The organism is Clostridium folliculivorans, assembly GCF_024341905.1.
In the GTDB taxonomy this organism is placed as follows: Bacteria; Bacillota; Clostridia; order Clostridiales; family Clostridiaceae; genus Clostridium_AR; species Clostridium_AR folliculivorans.
In genome coordinates, this window is sequence record NZ_BQXY01000013.1 from 71,668 (window position 1) to 95,695 (window position 24,028).

The 24,028-nt window shown below is 30.8% G+C and carries 19 protein-coding genes; 15 read left to right on the plus strand and 4 right to left on the minus strand.

From position 1 onward, the window contains the following. Positions 1–234 precede the first annotated feature (234 nt). Positions 235–2,442 (plus strand): peptidase domain-containing ABC transporter, encoded by a 2,208-nt coding sequence (locus OCU55_RS22095; RefSeq protein WP_261854455.1) that lies wholly within the window; start codon positions 235–237, stop codon positions 2,440–2,442. Beyond that, on the plus strand, positions 2,442–3,851 hold the full coding sequence (locus tag OCU55_RS22100; protein WP_261854456.1) for an HlyD family secretion protein: 1,410 nt from the start codon (positions 2,442–2,444) through the stop codon (positions 3,849–3,851). Before OCU55_RS22095 ends, OCU55_RS22100 begins: the two co-directional genes overlap by 1 nt. Positions 3,852–4,255: 404 nt before the next feature. Here OCU55_RS22100 and OCU55_RS22105 read toward each other — a convergent pair whose 3' ends face one another. Together OCU55_RS22105 and OCU55_RS22110 are read right to left on the minus strand one after the other, a co-directional pair. Beyond that, entirely contained in the window at positions 4,256–5,179 is a 924-nt protein-coding gene (locus tag OCU55_RS22105) for a metallophosphoesterase (RefSeq protein ID WP_261854457.1), read from the minus strand. A gap of 223 nt (positions 5,180–5,402) precedes the next feature. After that, positions 5,403–5,879 carry a CBO0543 family protein gene (locus OCU55_RS22110; protein WP_261854458.1) on the minus strand — a complete coding sequence of 159 codons (477 nt, stop codon included), beginning with the start codon at positions 5,877–5,879 and terminating at the stop codon, positions 5,403–5,405. Between the two features lie 454 nt (positions 5,880–6,333). Here OCU55_RS22110 and OCU55_RS22115 point away from each other — a divergent pair, with 454 nt between their 5' ends. The 5 genes from OCU55_RS22115 (at position 6,334) to OCU55_RS22135 (ending at position 11,162) form a co-directional block, all read left to right on the plus strand. Further along, the gene (locus tag OCU55_RS22115; protein ID WP_261854459.1) at positions 6,334–8,028 is read left to right on the plus strand and encodes a methyl-accepting chemotaxis protein; all 1,695 of its coding nucleotides are present in this window, start codon (positions 6,334–6,336) and stop codon (positions 8,026–8,028) included. A gap of 279 nt (positions 8,029–8,307) precedes the next feature. Continuing rightward, positions 8,308–8,733 carry a hypothetical protein gene (locus OCU55_RS22120; RefSeq protein WP_261854460.1) on the plus strand — a complete coding sequence of 142 codons (426 nt, stop codon included), beginning with the start codon at positions 8,308–8,310 and terminating at the stop codon, positions 8,731–8,733. Between the two features lie 236 nt (positions 8,734–8,969). After that, positions 8,970–9,287: a PadR family transcriptional regulator gene (locus OCU55_RS22125; protein ID WP_261854461.1), complete on the plus strand. Its 318-nt coding sequence runs from the start codon at positions 8,970–8,972 to the stop codon at positions 9,285–9,287. Then, positions 9,287–10,573 (plus strand): DUF2812 domain-containing protein, encoded by a 1,287-nt coding sequence (locus tag OCU55_RS22130; protein WP_261854462.1) that lies wholly within the window; start codon positions 9,287–9,289, stop codon positions 10,571–10,573. Before OCU55_RS22125 ends, OCU55_RS22130 begins: the two co-directional genes overlap by 1 nt. A 166-nt stretch (positions 10,574–10,739) precedes the next feature. Next, positions 10,740–11,162: a YjdF family protein gene (locus tag OCU55_RS22135; protein WP_261854463.1), complete on the plus strand. Its 423-nt coding sequence runs from the start codon at positions 10,740–10,742 to the stop codon at positions 11,160–11,162. Between the two features lie 174 nt (positions 11,163–11,336). Here the strand turns inward: OCU55_RS22135 and OCU55_RS22140 are convergent, their stop codons facing one another. Next, entirely contained in the window at positions 11,337–11,768 is a 432-nt protein-coding gene (locus OCU55_RS22140) for a hypothetical protein (protein WP_261854464.1), read from the minus strand. 198 nt (positions 11,769–11,966) lie between these two features. Continuing rightward, entirely contained in the window at positions 11,967–12,689 is a 723-nt protein-coding gene (locus OCU55_RS22145) for an NAD-dependent protein deacylase (protein ID WP_427847085.1), read from the minus strand. 294 nt (positions 12,690–12,983) lie between these two features. Between OCU55_RS22145 and OCU55_RS22150 the strand changes: the two genes are divergently transcribed. From OCU55_RS22150 to OCU55_RS22185, 8 genes are all read left to right on the plus strand, one after another. After that, on the plus strand, positions 12,984–14,042 hold the full coding sequence (locus OCU55_RS22150) for a L,D-transpeptidase (RefSeq protein ID WP_261854465.1): 1,059 nt from the start codon (positions 12,984–12,986) through the stop codon (positions 14,040–14,042). A gap of 256 nt (positions 14,043–14,298) precedes the next feature. After that, complete coding sequence (locus OCU55_RS22155) at positions 14,299–16,671, plus strand: hypothetical protein (RefSeq protein WP_261854466.1); 2,373 nt, start codon at positions 14,299–14,301, stop codon at positions 16,669–16,671. Continuing rightward, positions 16,671–17,600 (plus strand): ABC transporter ATP-binding protein, encoded by a 930-nt coding sequence (locus tag OCU55_RS22160; protein WP_261854467.1) that lies wholly within the window; start codon positions 16,671–16,673, stop codon positions 17,598–17,600. Before OCU55_RS22155 ends, OCU55_RS22160 begins: the two co-directional genes overlap by 1 nt. A 2-nt stretch (positions 17,601–17,602) precedes the next feature. Then, positions 17,603–18,529 carry an ABC transporter permease gene (locus tag OCU55_RS22165; RefSeq protein ID WP_261854468.1) on the plus strand — a complete coding sequence of 309 codons (927 nt, stop codon included), beginning with the start codon at positions 17,603–17,605 and terminating at the stop codon, positions 18,527–18,529. Between the two features lie 32 nt (positions 18,530–18,561). Then, positions 18,562–20,166, plus strand: a complete 1,605-nt coding sequence (locus OCU55_RS22170) for a hypothetical protein (protein WP_261854469.1) — start codon at positions 18,562–18,564, stop codon at positions 20,164–20,166. Between the two features lie 170 nt (positions 20,167–20,336). After that, on the plus strand, positions 20,337–21,320 hold the full coding sequence (locus OCU55_RS22175) for an AAA family ATPase (RefSeq protein ID WP_261854470.1): 984 nt from the start codon (positions 20,337–20,339) through the stop codon (positions 21,318–21,320). A 12-nt stretch (positions 21,321–21,332) separates the two neighbouring features. Then, a complete protein-coding gene (locus OCU55_RS22180) occupies positions 21,333–22,205 on the plus strand; it encodes a DUF58 domain-containing protein (RefSeq protein WP_261854471.1) in 873 nt (290 codons plus the stop codon). Further along, positions 22,202–24,001 carry a vWA domain-containing protein gene (locus OCU55_RS22185; protein WP_261854472.1) on the plus strand — a complete coding sequence of 600 codons (1,800 nt, stop codon included), beginning with the start codon at positions 22,202–22,204 and terminating at the stop codon, positions 23,999–24,001. The genes OCU55_RS22180 and OCU55_RS22185 overlap by 4 nt, the downstream gene beginning before the upstream one ends. Positions 24,002–24,028 lie beyond the last annotated feature (27 nt).

The window sequence follows — 24,028 nt, forward strand, 5'->3', positions numbered from 1 at the left end:
TTTTTTTATTGAGTTAACGTTTTTCTAAAAGAAAGAAGATTTTTATATTCTATTTCACTGTCTAATGTTAACTTATTAAACTCATCTTTACATATTATCTTATTGTCATATGTGAAAATGTAACCTTATGTAACTCTTAAGGTTTATATTACAGTATTTACTTTTTTTGTAAATATGTTATTTTGTTTTTATGAATATTTTTTAACGACAAATTTTGACTTAAAGGAGTTATTTATGAGATTTTTTAAGAAATATATATGTATTAAACAACATGATATTAAAGATTGTGGTGCTGCTTGTTTGGCTACAATTTCAAAACAGTATGGTCTAAAAATTCCAATTTCAAAAATTCGTGAAGTTGCAGGAACAGATATGCAAGGTACTTCTGCTTATGGTGTGATAAAGGCTGCTGAGGCTTTAGGTTTTTCGGCTAAAGGGGTAAAGGCAGGAAAGCCTGAGGATATTTTTTCTGAGTATCCAAGACCAGCTATTGCTCATGTTATTGTAGATGGTTACCTTCTGCACTACGTTGTTATTCATAAGGCTACTAGGGAAGAAATTATTATAGCTGATCCAGCTAAGGGTATAGTTAAAATGAAGCCTAAAGAATTTTTCAAAATGTGGACAAGGGTTCTTATTTTGATGGTTCCAGCTCCATCCTTTGAAAAAGGTGATGAAACTAAAGGCTTGTTTCAAAGATTTTGGGGCCTTGTTAAGGTTCAAAAAAATCTTCTTGTTAATATTTTTATAGCTTCAATTTTAGTTACTTTATTAGGTATGATAGGTTCATTTTATTTTAAATTTTTACTGGATGATATTTTACCTAACTCTTTAGATAATAGTCTTTTAGTAATTTCTTTAGCGATGATAGGGCTTGCTGTATTTAAAATAATTACAGAGTTTTTCAGAACACTGCTTTTAATTCATTTATCACAAAACATTGATATACCATTATTACTTGGTTACTATAATCATGTTATAAATCTGCCGATGAACTTTTTTGGTACAAGAAAGGTTGGGGAAATTGTTTCAAGATTTAATGATGCAAATAAAATCAGAGATGCTATCTCTTCTGCAACCTTAACCTTAATGATTGATTCAATAATGGCAGTTGTTGGCGGTGCTATTTTATATAAACAAAATTCAACAATGTTTCTAATTTGTTTTATTCCAATTGTGCTTTACCTAGCATTAGTATTTATATTTAAAAAGCCTATTGAAGAGGTTAATAGAACTACTATGGAAGATAATGCAAAGCTAACCTCTTATTTAGTAGAATCTTTAAAAGGAATTGAAACTGTTAAAGCTTTTAATGGCGAAGGCAAAGTTAATTTAGAAACTGAAAAAAGATTTATTAAGCTCATAAAAAGTGTATTTAAATATGGATATGTTAATAACCTTCAAGGAAGTGTGAAAGGTACTGTTAAAGGGATTTTTAGTATTACAATTCTTTGGGTAGGTGCTTATTTAGTTATTAAGGGAGATATAACAATAGGAGCTCTTATTTCTTTTAATGCTCTGCTTGCTTATTTTATTGAACCGATTGAAAGAATGATAAATCTTCAGCCTACTCTTCAAAGTGCTATAGTTGCTGCTGATAGGTTAGGAGAAATCTTAGATCTTGAAAGTGAAAAGGCTAAGGATGAAGATAAAAAGATAAATCCATCCACGTTAAACGGAGAAATAGAATTAAAAAATGTAGATTTTAGATATGGAACTCGTCAATTAGTGTTAAAGGATATAACTATGAGAATAAGAGCTGGAGAAAAAATTGCATTAGTTGGTGAAAGTGGTTCAGGGAAAACAACTATTTCTAAGCTTTTAATGAATTTTTACACTCCAGAAAAAGGAGAAATAATTTTAAATACATATAACATAAAGGATATTAATCGTGAGGCGCTAAGAGATAGGATTTCTTATATTTCTCAAGAAGCATTTTTCTTTTCTGGTACCATAAAAGAAAATCTACAGTTTGCTAATGCGGATGCTACATATGAAGAAATTATTGAAGTTTGTAAGTACGCTCAAATTCATGACTTTATTAATTCTCTTCCAACAAGATATGAGACTATGCTAGAAGAGGATGGTTCAAATCTTTCTGGTGGACAAAGACAAAGGCTGGCAATTGCTAGAGCACTACTTAGAAAACCTGAAATTTTAATAATGGATGAAGCGACTTCCAATTTAGATTCAATAACAGAAAAGGCTATTGAACATACCATTGAAGAATGTACAAAGGATACTACAACTATTATTATTGCACATAGACTAAGCACAATTATGAGATGTGACACTATTTATGTTATGGATAAAGGTGAAATTGTTGAATATGGAAGTCATGATGAGCTTATAAAATCAAGGGGTTATTACTATAACCTTTGGAGTAAACAGTTGCCTGAAAGTTATGAAGAAGCTGCAGCGACTATAGGAGGTGATTTGTAATGAAATATCATATTGAAAATTTAAGTGATATAACAGACAGTAGAGAAATTATGCAATCAAGGCCTAAAGGTTTTTCTATGTACATGATGTATATAATATTAGCAGTGCTTTCTCTTACAATAGTTTGGTCATTAATTGCTCAAAAGGAAATTACAATAGCCTCAAGCGGGATGGTAAGACCCAAAGGTGATATTATTAAAATTTCTAATAAATCTATGGGAAGTGTTTATAAAATAAACTTTAAAGATGGCGATAAAGTAGAGAAGGGACAGGTTTTGATACAATTCGACAGTAATGATTTGATCGCCCAAAGGGATGTTTTGCAAAAGACAATAGATAACAAACAAAAAGAAATAGATAATCTTACTAAGCTTAAAAATTCAATTTTGGATAATACAAATTATTTTTCTCAGGACAATGCTGATGAGAAAGAATATTATTCAAAATACCAGCTTTATGCTGATAGTCAAAATAATAGCAATAAGCAAAATGATGTATATCAATCGCAAAAAAATTACTATAGTAAAAATTTATCTGATTTAAGGATTTTACAAAAGTCCATGGAAGAAAATAAGAATTATTTTGATAGCTCCAGTCTTATGTATTATCAATACACAGATTATAAATTTAATATTGATGATTACAATAATAAAATTGCTACAATGCAGGATTCATTAAATAAATTAAAAGAAGCCAATGGAGTGCAGGATCAGATAAAAACTCTTGAAACTAATATCAGTGATACAAAAACTGCTCTTGATAAATATAAGAATACTCAAAAGTTAAATGTTTTAAATTCAATATCTCAAACACAAGAAAAGCTTAATGAAGTTAGCCTTTCACAAACAACTTCTAACACAAAACAGCAGTATATTTCACAAATTAGTGATAATATTACTGCAGACAAAAATAGCATGATTGAAATGAATGTTAACATTGAATCTTATAATAGTAAGATAAATGATGCTGTTATAAAGGCAGAAGATAATGGGGTTATTAACTCAATAGCTCCAATTAAAGAAGGGGATTTTATTCAAGCAGGTACAGAAATTGCTTCAATACTTCCACCAGATACATCTTCATATAAATTAGAAATTTATATTAGAAATCAGGACTTTGGTAATATAAAAGAAGGTCAGAAGATTAACGTAACTTTTGATGCACTTCCACAAAAAGACTATGGAAATGTAAAGACTACTATCGAGAGAATCAGTGCAGATTCAAAGATTAACCAAAAGGATGGTTCTAGCTATTATACTGCTGAAGCGCATATTTCAGAATCTTACTTAAAGAATAAAAAGGGAGAAGAAGCTGAAATAAAATCAGGTATGATTTTTCAAGGGAAGATTGTGAACAGAAAGATTTCATACTTTAGGTACTTCTTGGAACAGATAAATATTTTAGAATAGGGAGTACATTTAATGAGACAAGTACATTTTTATGAATAAGCTTTTATCCATTTTTTCTAGAAAAAGAAAGATGAACGTCAATTATTTGAATATCCTCAGATTGAAGTTGTTCACATTCAGTTCAATTCTGTGGATTACGAAGAATTTGAGAATAGAAATTGATTTGTAATAAAAATCAATGATATTTAATTTCACTTATTATAGTGATACTTTTTTGCAAGAGAATTAGGGAAAAAGTCGACATTGAATTAATTTAATAAAACATCCTATGTATTCTTTATTGGACAACTAAAATCGTGTAGTATATCCATGGAACATATCTAATTAGAGCATATAGCAAATGATAATGTTGAAACAGCAGAAGTACTATTAAGTATTTCTGCTGTTTTTTGAATGTCAATTATTTAATTTGTATTATTATTTCTTAAATCAAATGTTTCTATTGGTTCTGGACCCCTTAATATTCTCCTTTTTATATGGAGATCACCAGATGAATCAGTACCGATCTTCCATTCAACCAACATTATCTCTCCATTTGTTATTTCGATACCCTGTATTCCGCTTGCTCGAACACATGAACCGTCATTAAAGTAAGGCAATTCATTGATTTTTGGAAAATGTGGCCTATGAGTATGTCCGCAGATGAGCATAATTTTGTTTGCTTTTATCCAGCTGCTATAAATACGTTCAATTTTGTGAATCTTTTCGGCGTTCTTTACGGGGCTTGCAGGATTTATAAAACCTATTGAATGAAGAAACCTCCAAAAATATCTTACTGTAAGCATATTAAAACGCCATAAAGTATCATTCATTCTATCGCCTTGATGACCATGAACAGTCAATATTTCTTGTCCTGTAGTTTTATGTTTAAATACTACTGCCTCGTATGGAGTGAGGCCAGGAAACAATTCTATTTCCTCTTCGTTGTAATCATCGTAGAATTTATAATAATTATTCTCTACAAAGTCTTTGTATTTTAATTGGATATTATGATTGCCATATAACATAATTAATCTATCTAAATCAAAGAATCTTTTAAATAAAGAGTATACCTCATCATGGGCCAGTCTTATGTGTTTAAAATTAGAGTGTTCCCAAAGTTCATCGCCATCTCCAACTTCCACATAAGTATATCCATTATTAAAATAGAATTCTAATGCGAATAGAAAGATATTTTGATTCTTTGCAAATTCATCTGAGGGTGTACAATCTCCTCTATGACAATCACTGAAAAATATATATTTAGAATTGTTATCAAAGTATTCAATTTTAGCGTTATTGTAAGCTTCCGTTAATCGCTTTCTTGCTAACTTCTTTTCTAATATCATAGAAGACTCCTTTTATAACTAATAAAGCTAAGTTTCATGTTAATATGATTTGATTATATATAGTTAATTTACCCTTTTCAATAAAAATATATTTAAAGTGATGTTTTAAAACTATGGTAATTCATTATTAGATTTACTAACAATAACAGATCTTAATGAGAAAGAATATATGGTTATTATGAGTAGTTAAAAATAAGATACAGATGGGTAACTTAGCATGTGTTTATTTATCTTCATGTTTTAATTTAAAAAACCATGTATAGTATTTTCTAGTTAAATAAAAGGTAAGAAAAAGTGTAATCCATGTTACATACCAATTCCAATGTACGTATTTTATAATATTAGTAAACTTCTCTACATATATTTCTACAACTGTTATTGTGGTGCAGTAATAGAAATAGTAGAGGAATTGCTTAAAAATACTTTCCTTTTCAGGATAGTGAACATTAAATATGGCACATATAGAAGGATATATGAAATATTCAAAGCTAAAACTTGTTTTATTAGCATATGGGAAAAGTCTAACTGGATATTCTATAAGTCCTAATTGTACTACTAATAAGCCTAATAACCATGTAAGCAGTTGTTTGAAGAAAAAGGCTACATGCGCTTCTCTAATCTTATCTCTTGGGACAAACTTAAATAATAAACCAATTGTTACAACCCACCCAATAATTATAAAGATATAATTTTTATCCATTAGCAAGTCCTCCGATACCATATTATTTAATATTTACAAAGATTAATTGTGTTATTCATATTCCTATAGACTAACTCAACTATTAATTAGACATGCTAAAGTTCACAGGTGTGTGATTTTGAAACAAGCATAAATTAAGTTTTCGTAATGTAACCCTATATCAATAAACTATTTCATACTTAAATTTATATATTCAAATTCTCTCACTGTTTCTGGTGAGAAGATTCTATTGTGCAGGCGTATGTTCATATAATTACCACTTCAGAATAGTGCAATTTTAGATATTATATTAAATATAGTTAAAGTTTTATTAAAAATCACATAAGCTTCACACAAAGTTTTGATAAAAATTCAGTACTTATGCATTAATATACAAACTATAGTGTTAATGATTCAAAAAAATTTGTTGATAGAAATGAAAACTATAAAAATTAGTGGTAACTAGGGGGCTTATATGTTAGCAAAACTAAAAAAATTTAAATTGAAAAACTTGATTATTTCTCTAACAATTTCAGCAGTTATATCCACAATAGTCGTAGGCGGCTTTGGTTATTTTAATATGAAGAACCTAGATACCCAATTGGGAGTTATGTACTCTGAGTACTTAATACCAGTATCAGATATTGGAGAAATAAAAAGTAACTTTTACCAGATAAAAGCCGCAGATATTGAGGCAATGTCGAATAAGACAAGTGGAAGTGAGTTTATAAGTACTATTAAAAACTTTAGACAAAATATTGATAAGTATATAAATGATTATGAAAAGACTAAATTAGATGATCAGGAGACTGTTTATTTAAATAATTTTACCTCAGCTTATAGCTTTTTCTCTAAGATGTGGGATAGCAAAGCAACTGGCAATTCAGATCAATATTTAAGCCAAATTTCAGAACAAGAAAGTAAACTAGAAACCAATTTAGATAAATTACTTAGTTATGATGAAAGTATTGCACAGGCAAACAAAGAAACAAGTACAAAAGCAGCAGTTTTAAGTGAAAAGTTAATGCTAATTATATTTGCAATATCGTTAGCGATATTTACTATAATTGCATACATAATAATATTAGTTATTAATAAATCATCAAAAGAAATCATAGTAAATTTGCAACAAATTTCAGAAGGTAACTTTAGCTTAGACATAAAGGAGAATAATAGCAAAACAGAATTTGGATTGATGAATTCTGCATTGAAAAAGACCATATTAAATATATCTGATATGATTAAAAGTGTAAAAAACACTGCCGGTAATATAAACAATCAAGCAGGAAGTTTATCTGCAGTATCAGAGGAGATGGCAACATCCTCTAAAAGTGTAGCAGCATCTATTGAAGAAGTTTCAAGATCAAATGAATATCAATCAATAGCGTTAACTGATATAAATGTAGCACTTGGAGAATTTGGAGAACGTATTGAACATATAGTAAATGCTATAAAGACTATAGATAACAATTCAAGGGATATTAATTTTATGGCTAACGAAAGTGATGTTCAGTTAGAAACATTAATTGAGTCAGTGAATGATTTAGCTGTTTCATTCCAAAGCTTTACTGGAAGAATGAACACTTTAGGGGTTAAGATTGGAAAGATAAATGATATTACCAATTATATAAATAATATTTCACAGCAAACTAATCTTCTGGCGCTAAATGCTGCAATTGAGGCTGCAAGAGCTGGAGAGAATGGAAAAGGATTTTCTGTTGTTGCTGCAGAGATAAGAAAACTAGCGGAAGAAAGTAAAGTTTCTACTGAAGATATAAGTAAACTTACTGCAGACATAGGATATGATACTTCAGAAATATTAAATATAACAAATTCTATGAATGGTAAACTAACTGAGCAATCAACTGTAGTTGAGACATCTTTAGATTCGTTTAAAAAAATTATTTCAAGTGTAGAAATGATAATACCGGAAATTGAACAAGTGACTAAAGAAGCTTTGCATCTAAATAAAGAAAAAAATAATATAATAGAAAAGGTTGGCAACACTTCAGCCTTAGCACAAGAGATAAATGCTGCATCAGAAGAAATGACAGGTTCATCAGAGGAAGTTTACAGTGCAACAGATGAGGTAGCAAAGTCAGCTTCTATCTTAGATAATGCTACAGAAGAAATGATGTTGTATGTGAGTAAGTTTAGATTACAGGAATAATTTAATGATATGAAGTAAATAATTGTATTAAGTTTTGTAAGTAGCAGTGATAAAAACAATGTCATTGCTACTTTTATTATTTAGAGAAATAATTCAAATAATAGTTTTGTCTTTTTATATCTTAGCATTAAGAACACTAGATTCTATAAATAAAAAGGATAAATTTTTACCACTTTGACATAATAAAATTGATACTAAAGATGCAGTAATTTTATGAAAGATACTACATCTATAACTGAAAAATGTTTTACTTTCAATATTTTAGAAGGAAGTGGTTAAATGAAGATAGAGGCGTATTTTGATAGTATAAAAACAGCAAAAGAAACAGTTGAAAAGCTTAGAGAAGATGGATTTAGAGGAGCTTTTGTAGATATAAATGAGCATAATAACGATGTTTATTCACAGAGAGGTATGGTAGGATCAGATGAGTTGCCGACTTTATCATCAGCGGTTTTAGGTGAAGATAATAGCAATTCTCCTATTGCTGCAGCAAGTCCAATGGCAAGTGGTATGGGAGGGTTCGAAGAAATAGCAAATATAAATTGCAAGGTAGTGGTTGAAGCAGACGGAAGCAACGAAGAAGATGCGAGAAATTTAATAAAAAGTATGGGTGGAACTACTAAGGACCTTAATACTGGAAGAATACCTAAGGGACTTGATAATATAAATGAAGATTCATTGATATTAAGAAATTTAGAGGATTAAGAATTTGAAGAGATAGTGTGAGGACACTGTCTCTTTTTTTCTTATATTGAGATTAAAAACAATTTGATTTTTAGAATAAATCTTGATAATGACATATAAGGGTAATATTGACAATATCGATACACGATAATATAATTAAAATATAAATATCGATATTCGATATTATAGATGTGCCACTTCGAACCGAATTAATAAATTTTATTACGAAGTAGTACATCCATAAGTAGGAGATTAAAATGGCAAGGGAACAATTTCAAAATTTAACGGAACCAATGTATTATATATTAATGTCACTTCTGGAAGAAAGATGTGGTGTGGATATAATGCAGGCTGTAGAAGAAATTTCAAAGGGAAGAGTGAGAGTTGGCCCAGGTACCTTATATGCGCTTCTAGGAAAGTTTGGAAAAGAAAACATGATTAGAGAAACAGAGGTACAGGGAAGAAAGAGAAGCTATATAATAACTGATAAAGGTAAAGAAATACTATTGGATGAGTATAGGAGATTAATTACTATGGTAAGTGATGGGGAAGGTTATATGGGGGATAAGGCATAATGGCAATTAATACGAAGATAAAAATTTTTAATTTTTTTCCTTATGAGTGTGAAGCTGCAGGAGAATATCTCAACAATATGGCAAGAAACGGATGGATACTAAAGTCTATCAAAGGCTCAATATTGATCTTTAAAAGAGATAAATCAAAAACTGTTAGGTATACAGTTGATATACTCCACAAAGTCTCTGAATTTGATTGTAAAGATAGTAATGAAGCCTTAGAGTATAGAGACTACTGTGAAGCAGCAGGCTGGGAGTTTGTAGGACAGAGAGGGAAGGTTCAGATATTTTATACTGAAGATACTGAAAATACTTTGGATATACATACTGATGAAAAGGAGAAATTTAAATCAGTATTTAAAGCGTCACTGTATAATGCATTGGCACATGTAGTTCTAATTGGAACGTGGCTTTTCTATATATATATTGAATTGTTTTTAGGTAGTCCTGATTACACTCTTTCACATAATTTTGGACTTTTAAATGTTCTCATGATGATGTTATTGGTGTTGATATTTGGAGTGGAAGTGGTAGGCTTTATAACTTGGTCAATTAGAGCCAACCGTAATCTAAAAGTGAATAAAGTTATGAAGTATAATAATTATAAACAAATACGAATAAAGAGATCATTGCCACTTGCAATAGCTTTAATAACGCTTATAAGCATGATCTGCAATACAAGTGATATGCCCATAGTTACCACGTTAATCATTACATTTATACCTATAATAGGAATACTTATAACTAGATTATTTATAAATAAAAAAAGATATTCTAGAAATGTTAATATAGTTATAACCCTTTTTGGTATATTAATTTCAACTGTTTTAGTTATGAGTATAGTAGGTAGGGGTATTGGCAGAGCTATTATAAATATCGATAATAATAAACCAGAAAATCATGTAGAGCTATCTTTAACTGACTTTGGATATAAGGAGACTGCTAATTCAAATCCATATACTAGTTTTAATGAAAGTATCTTAGCAGAGAGATTAGTGTATTTTAGTGATGATAAAGAGCATGATTTAAGTTATACAATTTTTGAAAGTAAATACCCTATGATAGTTGAGTTTAATGCTGACAGACTAGTAAAAACGCTTAATAAGTTAAATGTAAGAGAATACAAATCAAAACTACCTAGTGGAGTGAAAGTATATGCGTTCAATGAGTCGAAGAGCTTTATATTGGTATCGGGAAATAAGATGATTGATGCTAGAAATAACTTTACTGATATGGATGATGAGAAGTTTTTAAGTATAGTTTATAATAAGCTTTTTAAAGAATAGATATACTATCGATGTTTATATATAATAATAATTGAGAGATAAAAACACAGTTTCTGTTGGTAGTCAGAGCCTGCGTATATTGCTATTAGATATTTATACGTAGCAGTAACCTGCCCTCCTGGGGTTGTCCGTTCTCTTTAATAATAAATTACAGGAGGATTTAATTATGGACTCTATAATTAAATTAACAATTCTTTTTAATGACCCATTTTGGATTGGTATTTTTGAAGTTATGGATGACTATGAGCTTAAGGTGTGCAAGGTTACATTTGGAGCTGAGCCAAGGGATCAAGAAGTTTATGAATTTATACTAATGAATTTCTACAGATTAGATTTCAGTGGTTCAGTAAAACTAGAGAAGAAAGATCTTGCCATAAAGAAACAAAATCCTAAAAGACTTCAAAGAAGTATAAGAAAAGAGATCAGCGCAAAAGAAGTAGGGACAAAAGCTCAAATAGCAATGAAACTGCAGCACGACCAATTAAAGTTGAAACGTAAAAGTAAAACTAAAGAGCAAAAGCTTCAGGAAGAGGAAAGAAAATTTAGTATAAAGCAGAGAAAAAAACTTGATAAGCATAAAGGACATTAAAACTTTTTATTCTTTAGCAAATTTTTTTGTAATACTGTTCAAAAGCTTTGATATGTGCTATTATATTAAAGCACTTTATTACCCATGCAGTTGCATAACGGGAAAGAAAACACCTACTATTTAGCAGGTGTTTTCTTTTTTACTATAGTAGGCAATTATATTTCAGATTGTATATTATCTATTCATCACATCTTGTGAACTGCTGAAAAGAAGTGAAAAATCAGATTTTCGAAGCCAGCCCTTTGAGTTGAAGTCAGTATTTAATGGTAAAGATACGAAATACCATATCTGATTATTTACTTCAGCTTCTTCAAGAATTCCAACTTGAAGCTTTTGAGTTATCTTGTTTATAATAGGGCCTTTTTCTAAAGGAGAAAGCATTAAAAGAACCCCTTCAAGAGTAACGCCATTAGAGGTTGTGTTATTTAAGTATCTTATTGAAATATTAGTAAGGCTTGTGTTTAGGGAATTATATTTTTCCCTTAATGCCTTATGTTGATTAGATAGTAGTAAATACTGTTGCCTAGAAAAACTAAGTTTTCTATCAAAATATAAATACATACAGGCAATAACTAAAATTAATAAGAAGATTATTATTAGTTTCAAAGATTCCACTCCCACAAAAGAAATATCATTAAAGTATATTAATATTTTCTCTGAAAAATGTGGGGAATCTATAATACTATAAACAGTTACAAAATGTTAATTAAATTTCTTCAAGTTCTCAATTTAGGTTATAAATGCTTAAGAAACATAGATGCATGATCTTTAAACATGTATAACATAAGTTTTTGTAATGGAACCTTATACAACTGAACTTAAGACTTTACCGATTGAATCGTGAATGACTAAATTAGCTTTGCTATCTGCGGAGGTGGTGCTCTTATTTATTAATACTAGATTTTTACCTCTAAAATAATTTATAAGTCCAGCAGCTGGGTAAACAACAAGAGAAGTTCCTCCTATTATTAAAGTATCTGCCGCAGCTATAGCTTTAACTGCTCCATTAATGATATCTTCATCTAGTCCCTCTTCGTATAAAACTACATCAGGTTTAACCGTTCCACCACATTTAGTACAGGCTGGGATACCTTCTGATTCTAAAATAAACCTCTCATCATAAAAGGCATGGCACTTAGTACAATAATTTCGTAACACTGATCCATGAAGCTCGAAAACATTTTTAGAACCAGCAGCTTGATGAAGTCCATCTATATTTTGAGTGACAATTGCCTTAAGTTTGCCCATCTCTTCAAGTTTTGCTAAGGCTAAGTGTCCAGCATTAGGTTTCGCATTAGGGTATATTAATTTATCCTTATAGAAACTATAAAAGTCCTCGGGATATCTCATAAAAAATGTATGGGATACTAGTTGCTCAGGTGTGAAAGTCATGTTTAACTTTTTGTTGAAAAGTCCATTAGAACTTCTGAAATCGGGTATACCGGATTCAGTACTCATACCAGCACCACCAAAGAAGACAATATTATTAGAATTATCTATGATTTCTTTTAATTTATCTAAATTCATCAAAATCACCTCATTAAAATTATATCACAAGTATTGAAGTATTATTAATTTATCTGTTATTATTAATTAGAATGTATGAGTTACATAATGTTTAAAAAAGTTACCTTTTTCAGATTGGAGGGGTTTACTAAAAAGATACTTTGCCTCTAATAAGTAATCATAAGATTTGAGAAACTTTAGGTGTGCATAAGGGATTATTAGAGTTGGAGTTATAAAGATATAGAAAATATAATTCAGTTCAGCTGAGTTTCATTATATATGGAAAGATAAAATTTATTTCAGGGGGAATAGGACTTGCGTTTGAAGAGAGTTTTAACAACTGCTGCTTTAGCTGTATGCGTAATAACAGGGTCGCTTTTTTATTACAACAAAAATGTACAAGCTCAAAAATCAAAGGAAGCGTTTAGTGCTTTAAAAAGCGATTATTTAAATGAACGTATAGATTATAAATTGCTTAGTACTAAAATTAATGACTTAGAAAAGACAGGTTCATATAAAGCAGATGATAGTGAAATTAAGAGTTTGGAAACGATAGAAAAGCAAAGAAACGAACTTAAGAATATAGAGGAACAGTTTGCAAAGAAGAATTATAAATATGTTTTGCCGTCAATAGCAAGTTTAGAAAAGCAAATTGACGATAAAGCTCTTAAAGATAAGCTATTACAGCTTAAAAGTGCGATAGAAGATTCTGTTTCAGATGATTTAAAACAATATATAACTGATTCTAAATATGATGATGGACTAAATTTCTTAGACGAAAATAAAGAATACTTGTCTAAAGACTTTTTAGATAGCAGTAAAAAGCTTATTGAAGACGCAAAAGTAAAGGCAGAAGAAGAAAAGAAGAAGTTAGAAGCGGATAGAAAGGCAGCAGAAGAAAAAGCGAAAAAATCTGTTAGTCCTGCTATTGCCGAGTATCTTAACGGATATACGCCTAATCCTGATAAGGAAAATGTTGTGAAGAACTATTCAAGTAGATCTAAATTTTTAGTTTGGGTGGATCTTCAAAACCAGAAAACAAATGTATTTGTAGGCAGTAAGGGTGATTGGAAGCTTATAAAAGAGATAGATTGCTCTACTGGTGCAGCAGGAAGCGAGACTCCAAAAGGAATATATAAGGTTTCTGCAAGAGGTGACTGGTTCTATAATGCAAGCATAAACGAAGGAGCAAAAAATTGGGTTCAGTTTTTTGGTAACTACCTTTTCCATTCTTGGCCTATGGACAAGAATAAAAATATTACTGATTATACTTTAGGAAAGCCTGTATCTCATGGATGTGTAAGGTTAAGCCTAGAGAATTCTAAATGGATATTTAATAATATACCAGGTGGTACCACAGTTTACGTTAATTAAGGTAAGCTTAACAATTTATAAGTAACATATTTATATAATTTAATAAGCATTTTAAAAAGTCTATTATAGTATTTTAAAAAGCTCGCTGAAGAAGGTCGTTTCAGTGAGCTTTTTTCTTTTTATAAAATAATATATGAATCTTCAGAAATTTGTAAGGAAGTTGTAATAAAAACTGATACAATACTATGATATAATGGTGGTAAAATTTAACTTATATTGCAATAATGTTTATATATTATAAGAAAGTAGGGGAATTATGAGAAAAGTAGTCAATAGAGCATTAATTTTTATTCTTGCAATGGCATTAATTATCCCTTTAGTTTTAGTAAGAGGTGAAACTGTTAAAGCAGATACTAAAAAAGGTGTAACAGTGAAAGCTACTGTGGGATTTAATGACAAGTATAAGATAGGTTACTATACACCTATAAATATATCCATAAAAAATGATTATAAGGATATACAAGGAACTGTTGAAGTTAAGGTTCCTACTTCAGAAAATAAATACGATAGTTATTTAAAGAATATTAGTCTTCAAAAAGGGGCCGAGAAAGTTGTTACCATCAATGTACCTGTAAAGCAAGCCTTTCTGAAATATGAAATATCAATAAAAGATGGAAATGATGAAGTATATAGCGAAGAAATTAAGGTTGGAAACTCCACAAATCAAACTGTAAAGTTTATAGGAATTTTAAGCGATGATTTTGATAGCTTAACATACCTTAATAAAATTCCAGCACCAAAAGGTGTTACTTTATCAACAGAATTGATAAAGCTAGATGAAAATAAATTCCCGGACTATCTTCAGGTACTCCAATCTTTTGACATAATAGTAATCAATAATTTTGATAGTTCTAAATTATCTAAGGAAGCTTATGAAAATCTAAAGAGTTGGGTAAAACTTGGCGGAACCTTGGTAATTGGTACCGGTACTAACTATAATAAAACTCTAAGCTTATTTAAGGATGATTTTATAAAGGGCCAGCCTGGTGAACTTACAAAAGTGAATACCAATAAGATATATAATATAGCTACCAATGGGGATAACAACAATTCAGTTTCATTAGAAAATCTAAATATACAGCTAGATAGAAGTAACACAAATATACAAGAAGGAAATTTCAAACTTCTTCAGACAGTTAGTATAGGTTCGGGAAATGTAGCTATAGCAGGTTTTGATTTTGGGCTTAAACCTTTTGTTGGTTGGGCAAATAACAGCTCCTTCGGAGAAAAGATTTTTGGCATGATAAATCCAAGTTTTATTAACAGTGCTAAATTTGATAATAGCTATATGAACACTTATTTCTCTGTAAGTGAATTAGTAAACAATTTAATGACTAAAAAAGCAAATATAAATATGTATCTTTTAGTGCTAATAATTTATATTGTTCTAGTAGCTCCAATAAGTTATTTTGTGCTTAAAAAATTAGATAAACGTGAATTAATGTGGATAACAGTTCCATGCATTGCTATAGTGTTTGGAGTTGTAGTTTATTTCTTAGGAAGTGGAACAAGGTTAAATACTGTAGTTGCAAATAACGCCAATATAATAAACATGGATTCAAAAGGAGCAGCTACTAAAAACACATATGTAGGGATATTCACACCCAAAAAAATGAGTGTTGAAGTGGCAAGTAAAGAAGGACAAAAGCTAGAGTCAGTGGATAATCCTAATTATAATGGAAATCCAGATAATGCAAAGAAAAATGAACTTGATACTTTAATAAGAGAAGATAAAGGAACTCTTGAATTTAAAAATAAAAGTGTACTTGCCACTAGAACCGTGAAGATACCGTCTTCTAATATTAGCATTGGAAAAATAGATTCTGATGTATCCATAGATGGAGATGATATAAAAGGGACTATTAAGAATTCCACATCATATGATTTTGAATATTGTTACGTAATAACTCCTAAGTCTTACTATATTCTTGGAGCTGTAAAAAAAGGAGATAGCGTAAACATAGATAAAAAAACAGGAGATTATAATGGTGATATAAATCAACTAACCTATGAGAATAAAATATATAAAATAGGCAGTCCTAATGCCAGCGATGAGGATAGATATAATGCTAGCTTATTTAGAATGTCATATTCTGAATCGATGCAAACAACAAGAATTAAAGATATTTCTATTATAGCAATAACAAAAGATAATATCTCAAAACCTTTAGTAGTAAATGGTAAGGATTCGGAAGTTAAGGATAGAACTATAATAAGGGTGCCTTTACAACTAAATTTTAAGAATGGAGATACTATTCAGTACCCAATGGGATTTGTAAATCATAGAGTAGTTGAAATGTCCACTACAAATTATGATCCATATGGAGAAGTCTTCTATGGTGCCGGAACTCCTGAGATAGTATATGATATCGATAAAAACATGATTGTATCAGAACTAAAACTAGATTCAAGTTCAACTAGTAGTAATATAGGAACTTCTAATGCAGTTTTAGAAGCGTATGATTATAAGCAAAATAAGTATGTATCTGTAACTTCCAGTAGTTTTAATGGCGATGATTTAAAGAAGTATTTGAATAATGATAATGAATTAAAGATTAAAGTTAGTGTAAACAATAATGGTGGACCAGTTCAAATACCAGATATATCTGTAAAAGGGAAGGTGAAATAATGTTAGAGATAAAAGATCTTTACAAAACATACGGAAAGTTTCAAGCTGTAAGAGGTCTAAATCTTGAAATTCCCAAAGGAGAGATATTTGGATTTGTAGGACCTAACGGTGCAGGAAAAACAACTACAATGAGAATAATATGTGGTCTATTAGATGCTACCTCTGGAAAAGTTGTGGTGGATGGGATTAATGCTCTAAAGGATACAAGGCTCTTAAAAAGTAAAATAGGTTATATGCCTGACTTTTTTGGAGTATATGATGATCTTAAGGTTACAGAGTATTTAGAATTCTATGCATCAATCTATAATATAACTGGTACTGAAAGCAAGAAGATATGTATGGATTTATTAGAATTAGTAGACCTAGTAGATAAGAAAGATTTCTATGTAGATAACTTATCTAGAGGTATGAAACAAAGACTTTGCTTAGCTAGAAGTTTGGTTCATAATCCAGAACTTTTAGTGCTAGATGAGCCGGCTTCGGGTATGGATCCTAGAGCGAGAATTGAGATGAAGGAAATACTAAGAACTTTAAAAGGAATGGGGAAGACCATATTAGTAAGTTCTCATATACTACCAGAGCTAGCGGAGCTTTGTACTTCTATTGGTATCATTGAAAGAGGTCAGGTAGTTGTAAATGGTACTGTAGAAGAAATAATGAAAAAGATATACCACACCCAAACCATAAAGATTAAGGTTTTGGATAAAGCTGAAGAGACTTTAAGGATACTTAAAGAGTACCCAGATTTAGATAATATAAATCCTGTTGGTGATAATATAGTAGAAGCTTCTTTTAAAGGTGATGATAGGTATATGAATGAGCTACTAGTAAGACTTATAAATAATAATATTCCTGTTGTATCTTTTAATCAGCTTGATGGAAATCTTGAGGATATCTTTATGAAAGTAACTGCTACTTTGGAGGAATAGTGATGAAGATGAATATTAATAAAAGCAGTTTTAGAATAAATCCAGTATTACTTAAAGAATTAAGAGTTAAGATGAGGGGATGGAGAGCACCTATATTAATAGGAGTTTATAATCTAGTATTGACCCTACTTACAATACTTTTTCTTAAAACCGTTATGAACCGTGGTGCAATGAATGCAGAACAGGTATTTATAACTTATGGTTTTATGTCTGCAGCGCAATTTGGTCTTATCAGCTTAATTGCTCCAGCTTTAACAGCGGGAGCGATATCGGGGGAGAGAGAAAAACAAACTTTAGATATACTTTTATCGACTACTTTAAAGCATAGATCTATAATCTTAGGAAAACTGTTTGCATCACTAAGCCATATAATACTTCTTATATTGAGCTCAATACCGATATTCTCAATAATATTTCTATTTGGTGGAATTGGTATAAGTGAATTGCTGCAGACCTTCTTATTTTATATTGTACTTGCAATAACTTTAGGAAGCATTGGACTTTTCTTTTCAACTTTTATAAAGAAAAGCACTGCTGCTAATGTATTGTCTTATGCTTTGATTGTATTCTTGTTCATAGGAACACTATTAATAACAGTATTCTATGTTCAGTTAGTTATTCAACCTACTCTGCTAAATAAATCTTATGATCAAACCTTTTGGCTCATGTATTTAAATCCAGCAGCTTCATTTGTTACACTTTTAGTAAGCCAGTTTGGTGTAAGTGGTCAGTCAATCTTTCCGGGGTTTTATATATCAGGTAGCAGTCAAAATATGTGGGCTATTAATATAGTAATAGATTTAGTTTTATCAATATTATTACTTACAGCATGTTCATATAAATTAAACCCTGCAAGAAGAAAGTTTTCAATAGATAAAAAGTATGATGAGCTTCACAAGGATGATGTCAGTGAAGATAATGATAAATAAGTTTTTTAATAAAAGTTATAGGAGGTGCCATTTTGGATAGTCCATATAGAGAGATAATAGCTAGGTTGAAAAAAGTAAGAAAAAGGATATATGTGGAAAAGTTTCTTAGGAACCTTTCTATTGCTCTTGTTATCTCTACCCTATTTGTAATTGCGGTGGCATTAGCATCAAGGCTGATACCTATATATGGAGTATATTTCATATGGCTTCCTTCCATATATTCTATAGGTTTGGTAGGTGCTTTAGTTTCTACCATTATATTTATGCCGAAGCTGAAAAAGATTAGTGAAATAGTTGATTCCTTTGGATTAAATCAGAGGGTATCAACTGCTCTTGAGCTTATGGATGAAGAAAACATATATAAAATGGTTCAAGCTGAAGACGCTTTAGTGAAATTTAATAACTTGGATTATGCTAAACATATAAGATTAATGCCTTCAAAATTGATACTTAGAATACTGTTAGGAACTATGGTATTATTTTCACTTACCTTTCTTATACCAGATACATTAAAGGATGAAGCGAATAGACTGCATACCCTTAATGTAGAAAAGAAAGAAGAAGTGAAAAAGATAGAAAATGCTAAGAAGGAGATAAATGAAAATAAGAAACTTATGGAACAAGAGAGGAAAGAACTCTTAGCAAAGGTAGATGAGTTAAAAAAGGATATAAAGCTAGCAAAAACTGATAAGGAAATAGATAAGGCTAAAGAAAAGCTGGCAAAAAAGTTAGATATAGATAAGAACAAAGAGTTAGAAAAGGATTTAAATAAGCTAGCAGAAGGACTTAAAAAAAATGATGCTACAAAAGATCTAGCAGATGCTATAAAAAATAATGATGATAAAAAACTTCAAAGCGAATTAGATAAGCTTAAGAATGATATGAAAAACATGGATAGCAAGCAAAAAGAAGAGCTTAAAAATAGCATTTCAAGTACCTCGGCCTCTTTAAGTAGTAGCGATCTTAAAAGTAGTTTAGGTGAACTTTCAGACTCATTATCATCCAGTGATGAAGCTGCAATAAATAAAGCTGTAAGTTCAGTTAGTAATACCTTAGCTAAGTCTTCATCGCAAAGAAACAAAAATCAAGCATTAGCTTCACTTCAAAAAGATTTGGGAGATGAAGATCAACAACTAGCTGAAGCTAAAGATCAAAATTCCCAAGGTCAAGGAAGTGGATCTGGCAACGGCAGTGGTAGTGGAAATGGTAGTGGAGATGGTAGTGGGAGTGGTTCTGGAACTGGATCAGGATCAGGAGGAAATGGAACAGGTGGCGGAGGAAGTGGAGCTGGAAATGGAACGTCCAATGGATCTAATGGTGTAAATCCTTATTCTGGAGGAGGAGTAGGAAATAAGGCTCCAGGTACTTCAAAAGAAAGGGAATATGAAAAAGTATTTACGCCAAGCAGACTTGGAGGAGAAGGCAAAACTTCTTCTTTAAGCGGTAAAGCCGGAACCAGTGGAAATAGTGAGAGTGAAATAACAGATAAATCTAACGCTACGCTAGGAGAACTAAAACCTTATGATCAAGTTGTAGGTGAATATAGTAAAGAAGCTATGGAGAATATGGAAAACTACGAGGTTCCAGATGGTATGACAGAGATAATAAAAGGGTATTTTTCATCATTGCAGCAGTAGATAGATTTTCATTGGAAGAGATAAATCACTTCTAAGTTTATATTTTAGAAATCTCTCGTTAGAAACGGTGAGAGGTTTCTAAGATAAACCGCTGATTGAAGTAGTTATTAAATAAAAGCATTGAATTAAATCGAAGCATTTATAGAGATAAAAATAATAAGGAGAATAAAATGAGTATAAACGAAGAAAGCATAAAAAGTATAATAGAAAAGATAGAAAAAGTAGAAAATGAGATTGGTAAAGCAATAATAGGACAAAAAGATATAGTTAGACAAGTTTTAATAGCTATCTTTACTGGTGGAAATGTACTTCTTGAAGGATCACCTGGTCTTGGAAAGACTCAGCTAGTAAAAACCTTATCAAAGGTTTTAGACTTACCGTTTTCAAGGATACAATTTACACCTGACCTTATGCCTGCTGATGTGGTTGGTACAAATATTATCATTAAAGATAGTAAAGGAAATAGTGCTTTTCAATTTCAAAAAGGTCCTATTTTTTCTAACTTAGTGTTGGCAGATGAGATAAATAGAGCAACTCCAAAAACACAATCTGCACTTCTTGAGGCAATGCAGGAGCATACAGTTACGGTAGGAAGCTCCACTTATACTCTTTCTGAACCTTTTATGGTATTAGCAACTCAAAACCCTATAGAAAATGAAGGTACTTATCCTCTTCCAGAAGCACAATTAGATAGATTTTTATTTAAATTAAATGTGCCTTTTCCTAATTTAGAAGAGCTTAAAAGCATAATAGGAGTAACTATAAATAATGAGGCTGAGGAGTTAGGGAAGATGATGGGCGGTGAAGAAATACTAGAAGTGAGAAAGCTTTTAAAAGAAGTGCCGATTTCTAAAGCAGTAGAAGAATATGCTTTAAAAATAGTTCTTTCTACTCATCCAGACTATGAGAACTCTCCTGAAATATCAAAAAAATATATAAGATATGGTGCTAGCCCGAGAGCTGCACAAGCAATAATCTCAACATCTAGAGTCAGAGCTATTATGGAAGGTCGATTTAATGTGTCCTTTGAAGATATAAAATACGTTGCTTATCCAGCACTTAGACATCGTTTTTTCATGAATTTTGATGCAGTAGCAGATGGTATTACAGCTGAAAATATAATTTCACAAATATTAGAAAGTCAATTAAAATAAGGGCGTGTTTAGATGAGTGATAAGGTATTTAATGGTGATTTCTTTAAAAACCTTGAAAATATATCTCTTAAAGCTAGAATGACCATAAATAATGGTGCTGCTGGAGGAAGGCGATCTAAAGCAAAAGGTAGTTCTGTAGAATTTTCTGATTTCAGAGAGTATACCCCAGGAGATGATTTTAGAAGGATAGATTGGAATGCTTATGGAAGATTTGAAAAGCTTTTTTTAAAGTTATTTATGGAAGAGAGAGAAGCATATATAAATATTTTTATTGATTGCAGTAAGTCTATGGATTTTGGAGAAGAGAGTAAGGCGAAAATGGCTCAAAGACTTTCCGCTGTATTTACATACTTAGCTATAAACAATTTAGATAGAGTATGTATTAACAAGATATCTGGTAATAGCTTAATACCATCTACTTCTTTTATGGGAAAAGGATCTTTTCAGCAAGCGCTTAATTTTATAGAAAATGCTGATTTTAGTGGAAGTACTAACCTTTGGGAAGCCATAAAGAAAAAACAGCTTAAGCCTAGAGCAGTAGCTGTCGTAATATCTGATTTCTTTACTAAAGGTTCAATTGAGAGTTTAGTAAAGTATTTTGCTTTTAATAAGCAGCAAATAATATTTATTCAGATACTTACAGAGGAAGAACTTAATCCTAAGATTGATGGACAAGTAAGACTTGTTGATAGTGAGACAATGGAGGAGATAAACATCACTATTACTCCAAAACTCATGAAGGCATACGAGCTAAAATTAAAATCATTGACTAATGGGATGAAAGAGCAGTTGAAAAAGTATGGTGGAAGCCTTATTCAAGTATCCGCAGAGGAAGATTTACAAAAGGTAGTGTTTGAAAAGTTTAGTAAGGAGGGAATCATATGAAGCTATATTCACCAATGTCTTTATGGTTTCTTCTTCTTATACCTATATTAATTTTAATGTATATATTAAAGCAAAAATATGAAGAAAGACAAATACCAAGTCTTTTTTTATGGCAACAGGTATTAGCTGAAACAGAAGCTTCTACACCTTTTGAAAAGTTTAGAAATAATCTATTGTTTTTTCTTCAGCTATTAGCTTTACTATTAGCTATCTTTGCACTTGCAAATCCCTTCATAAATATAGGAAGTAAGAATTTTGAGAATGTAATTATAGTTGTAGATAATAGTGGAAGTATGAGCGCAATAGGTGAAAAATATACTAGACTTGAAGAAGCTGAAAAAAAGGCAGAAGATATGGTTAAAGGTTTGTCTTCAGATAGTAGAATTACATTAGTCTCGGCTTCAAAGAACAGCAAGGTTGAGCTTAGTGGTTCTACTGATAGAAAAGAAGTTATAAATAAGATTAAAGCTATTAAACCTACTAATAGCTCGGGTGATATAAATGATACATACTCACTTATAAAGTCTATATGTAATAGCTATAATAGCTACAAAGTAGTGTATTATACTGATTCTGATGTTAATTTAAAAGAGATAAATGGTGAAGTTGTAAGTCTGGCAACACCAAAAGAAAATGTAAGCTTAGATTATATATCTCAAAGTAAAGATAATGATTATTTAAGGGTTATGGTGAGAGTTACTAATCATGGTAATGAAAGCAATTCAGAAATCTTACTGTATGGTGAAGAGAAGCTTTTAGATATAAAGAATGTGGATATAAAAAGTGGAGAGACGAAGACTGTTTACTTTGATAAAGTTCAGACTAAAGATAGATTTATAAAGTGTGAGTTATCACAAAAGGATGCACTAGATGAGGACAATGTTATTTATTCTATAGTGAAACAAAAAGATGGGTCAAAGGTCCTAATGTCTTCTAACCAAAATGTATTTCTTGAAAAGGCTATCTCAACAATAAAGGATATAGAATTATTTAAAACCAATCCAGGAGAAGCTATAAATGGTGATTATGATTTGTATATTTTTGACGGCAAAGTTCCAGAATCCTTACCTAAGAAGGGAAATATATTGATCATTAATCCAGAGCAAAACAATGATTATTTCAATGTCTCATCGGAAAGAGACGGTGGAAAAGGAAATGTATTATCCCATGCAGTGACCAAGTATATGGATAAGAGTAGTTTTGTAGTTTCGAAGGTTAAGAATATAGAAGTTCCTTCTTGGGGATCAACTATAATAAAGGTCGGAGATAACAATGCAGCGTTTTGCGGGGAAGTAAAAGGACAAAAGGTTGGAGCCATAGCATTTGATTTGCATAACAGTGATATGCCGTTAACTCCAGAATTCCCTATATTTATAAATAACTTAATGTCTTATATGCTAAACAGAGACACTGTATCAGGAACCCAGTATTATACTGGTGAAAATATAGAAGTAATACCACAACCAGAAGCAAATAAGATATGGATTAAGACTCCATATAATGACAATATTGATCTTGGAACAAAATATCCTCTGAAGCCTTTTGATGAAGCATATAAACCTGGTATATATGAAATTCATCAAAAGATAGATAAGAATGAGCAGACTAAGCTCATAGCCGTGAATTTCCCAACCTCTGAAAGTGATACTTCCAAAAATATTGCTTCTAAAAATTCACAGAAGTATGGAGGAGAGCTTTCTAAAAGTGGCATTAATTTGACTAATATTCTGTTAGCACTAACGCTTTTAGTGTTGATTATAGAATGGTTTGCTTATGTGCGAATTCACGGAAGGTAGTGTTTTGATCAATATGAAGGAAGAGGA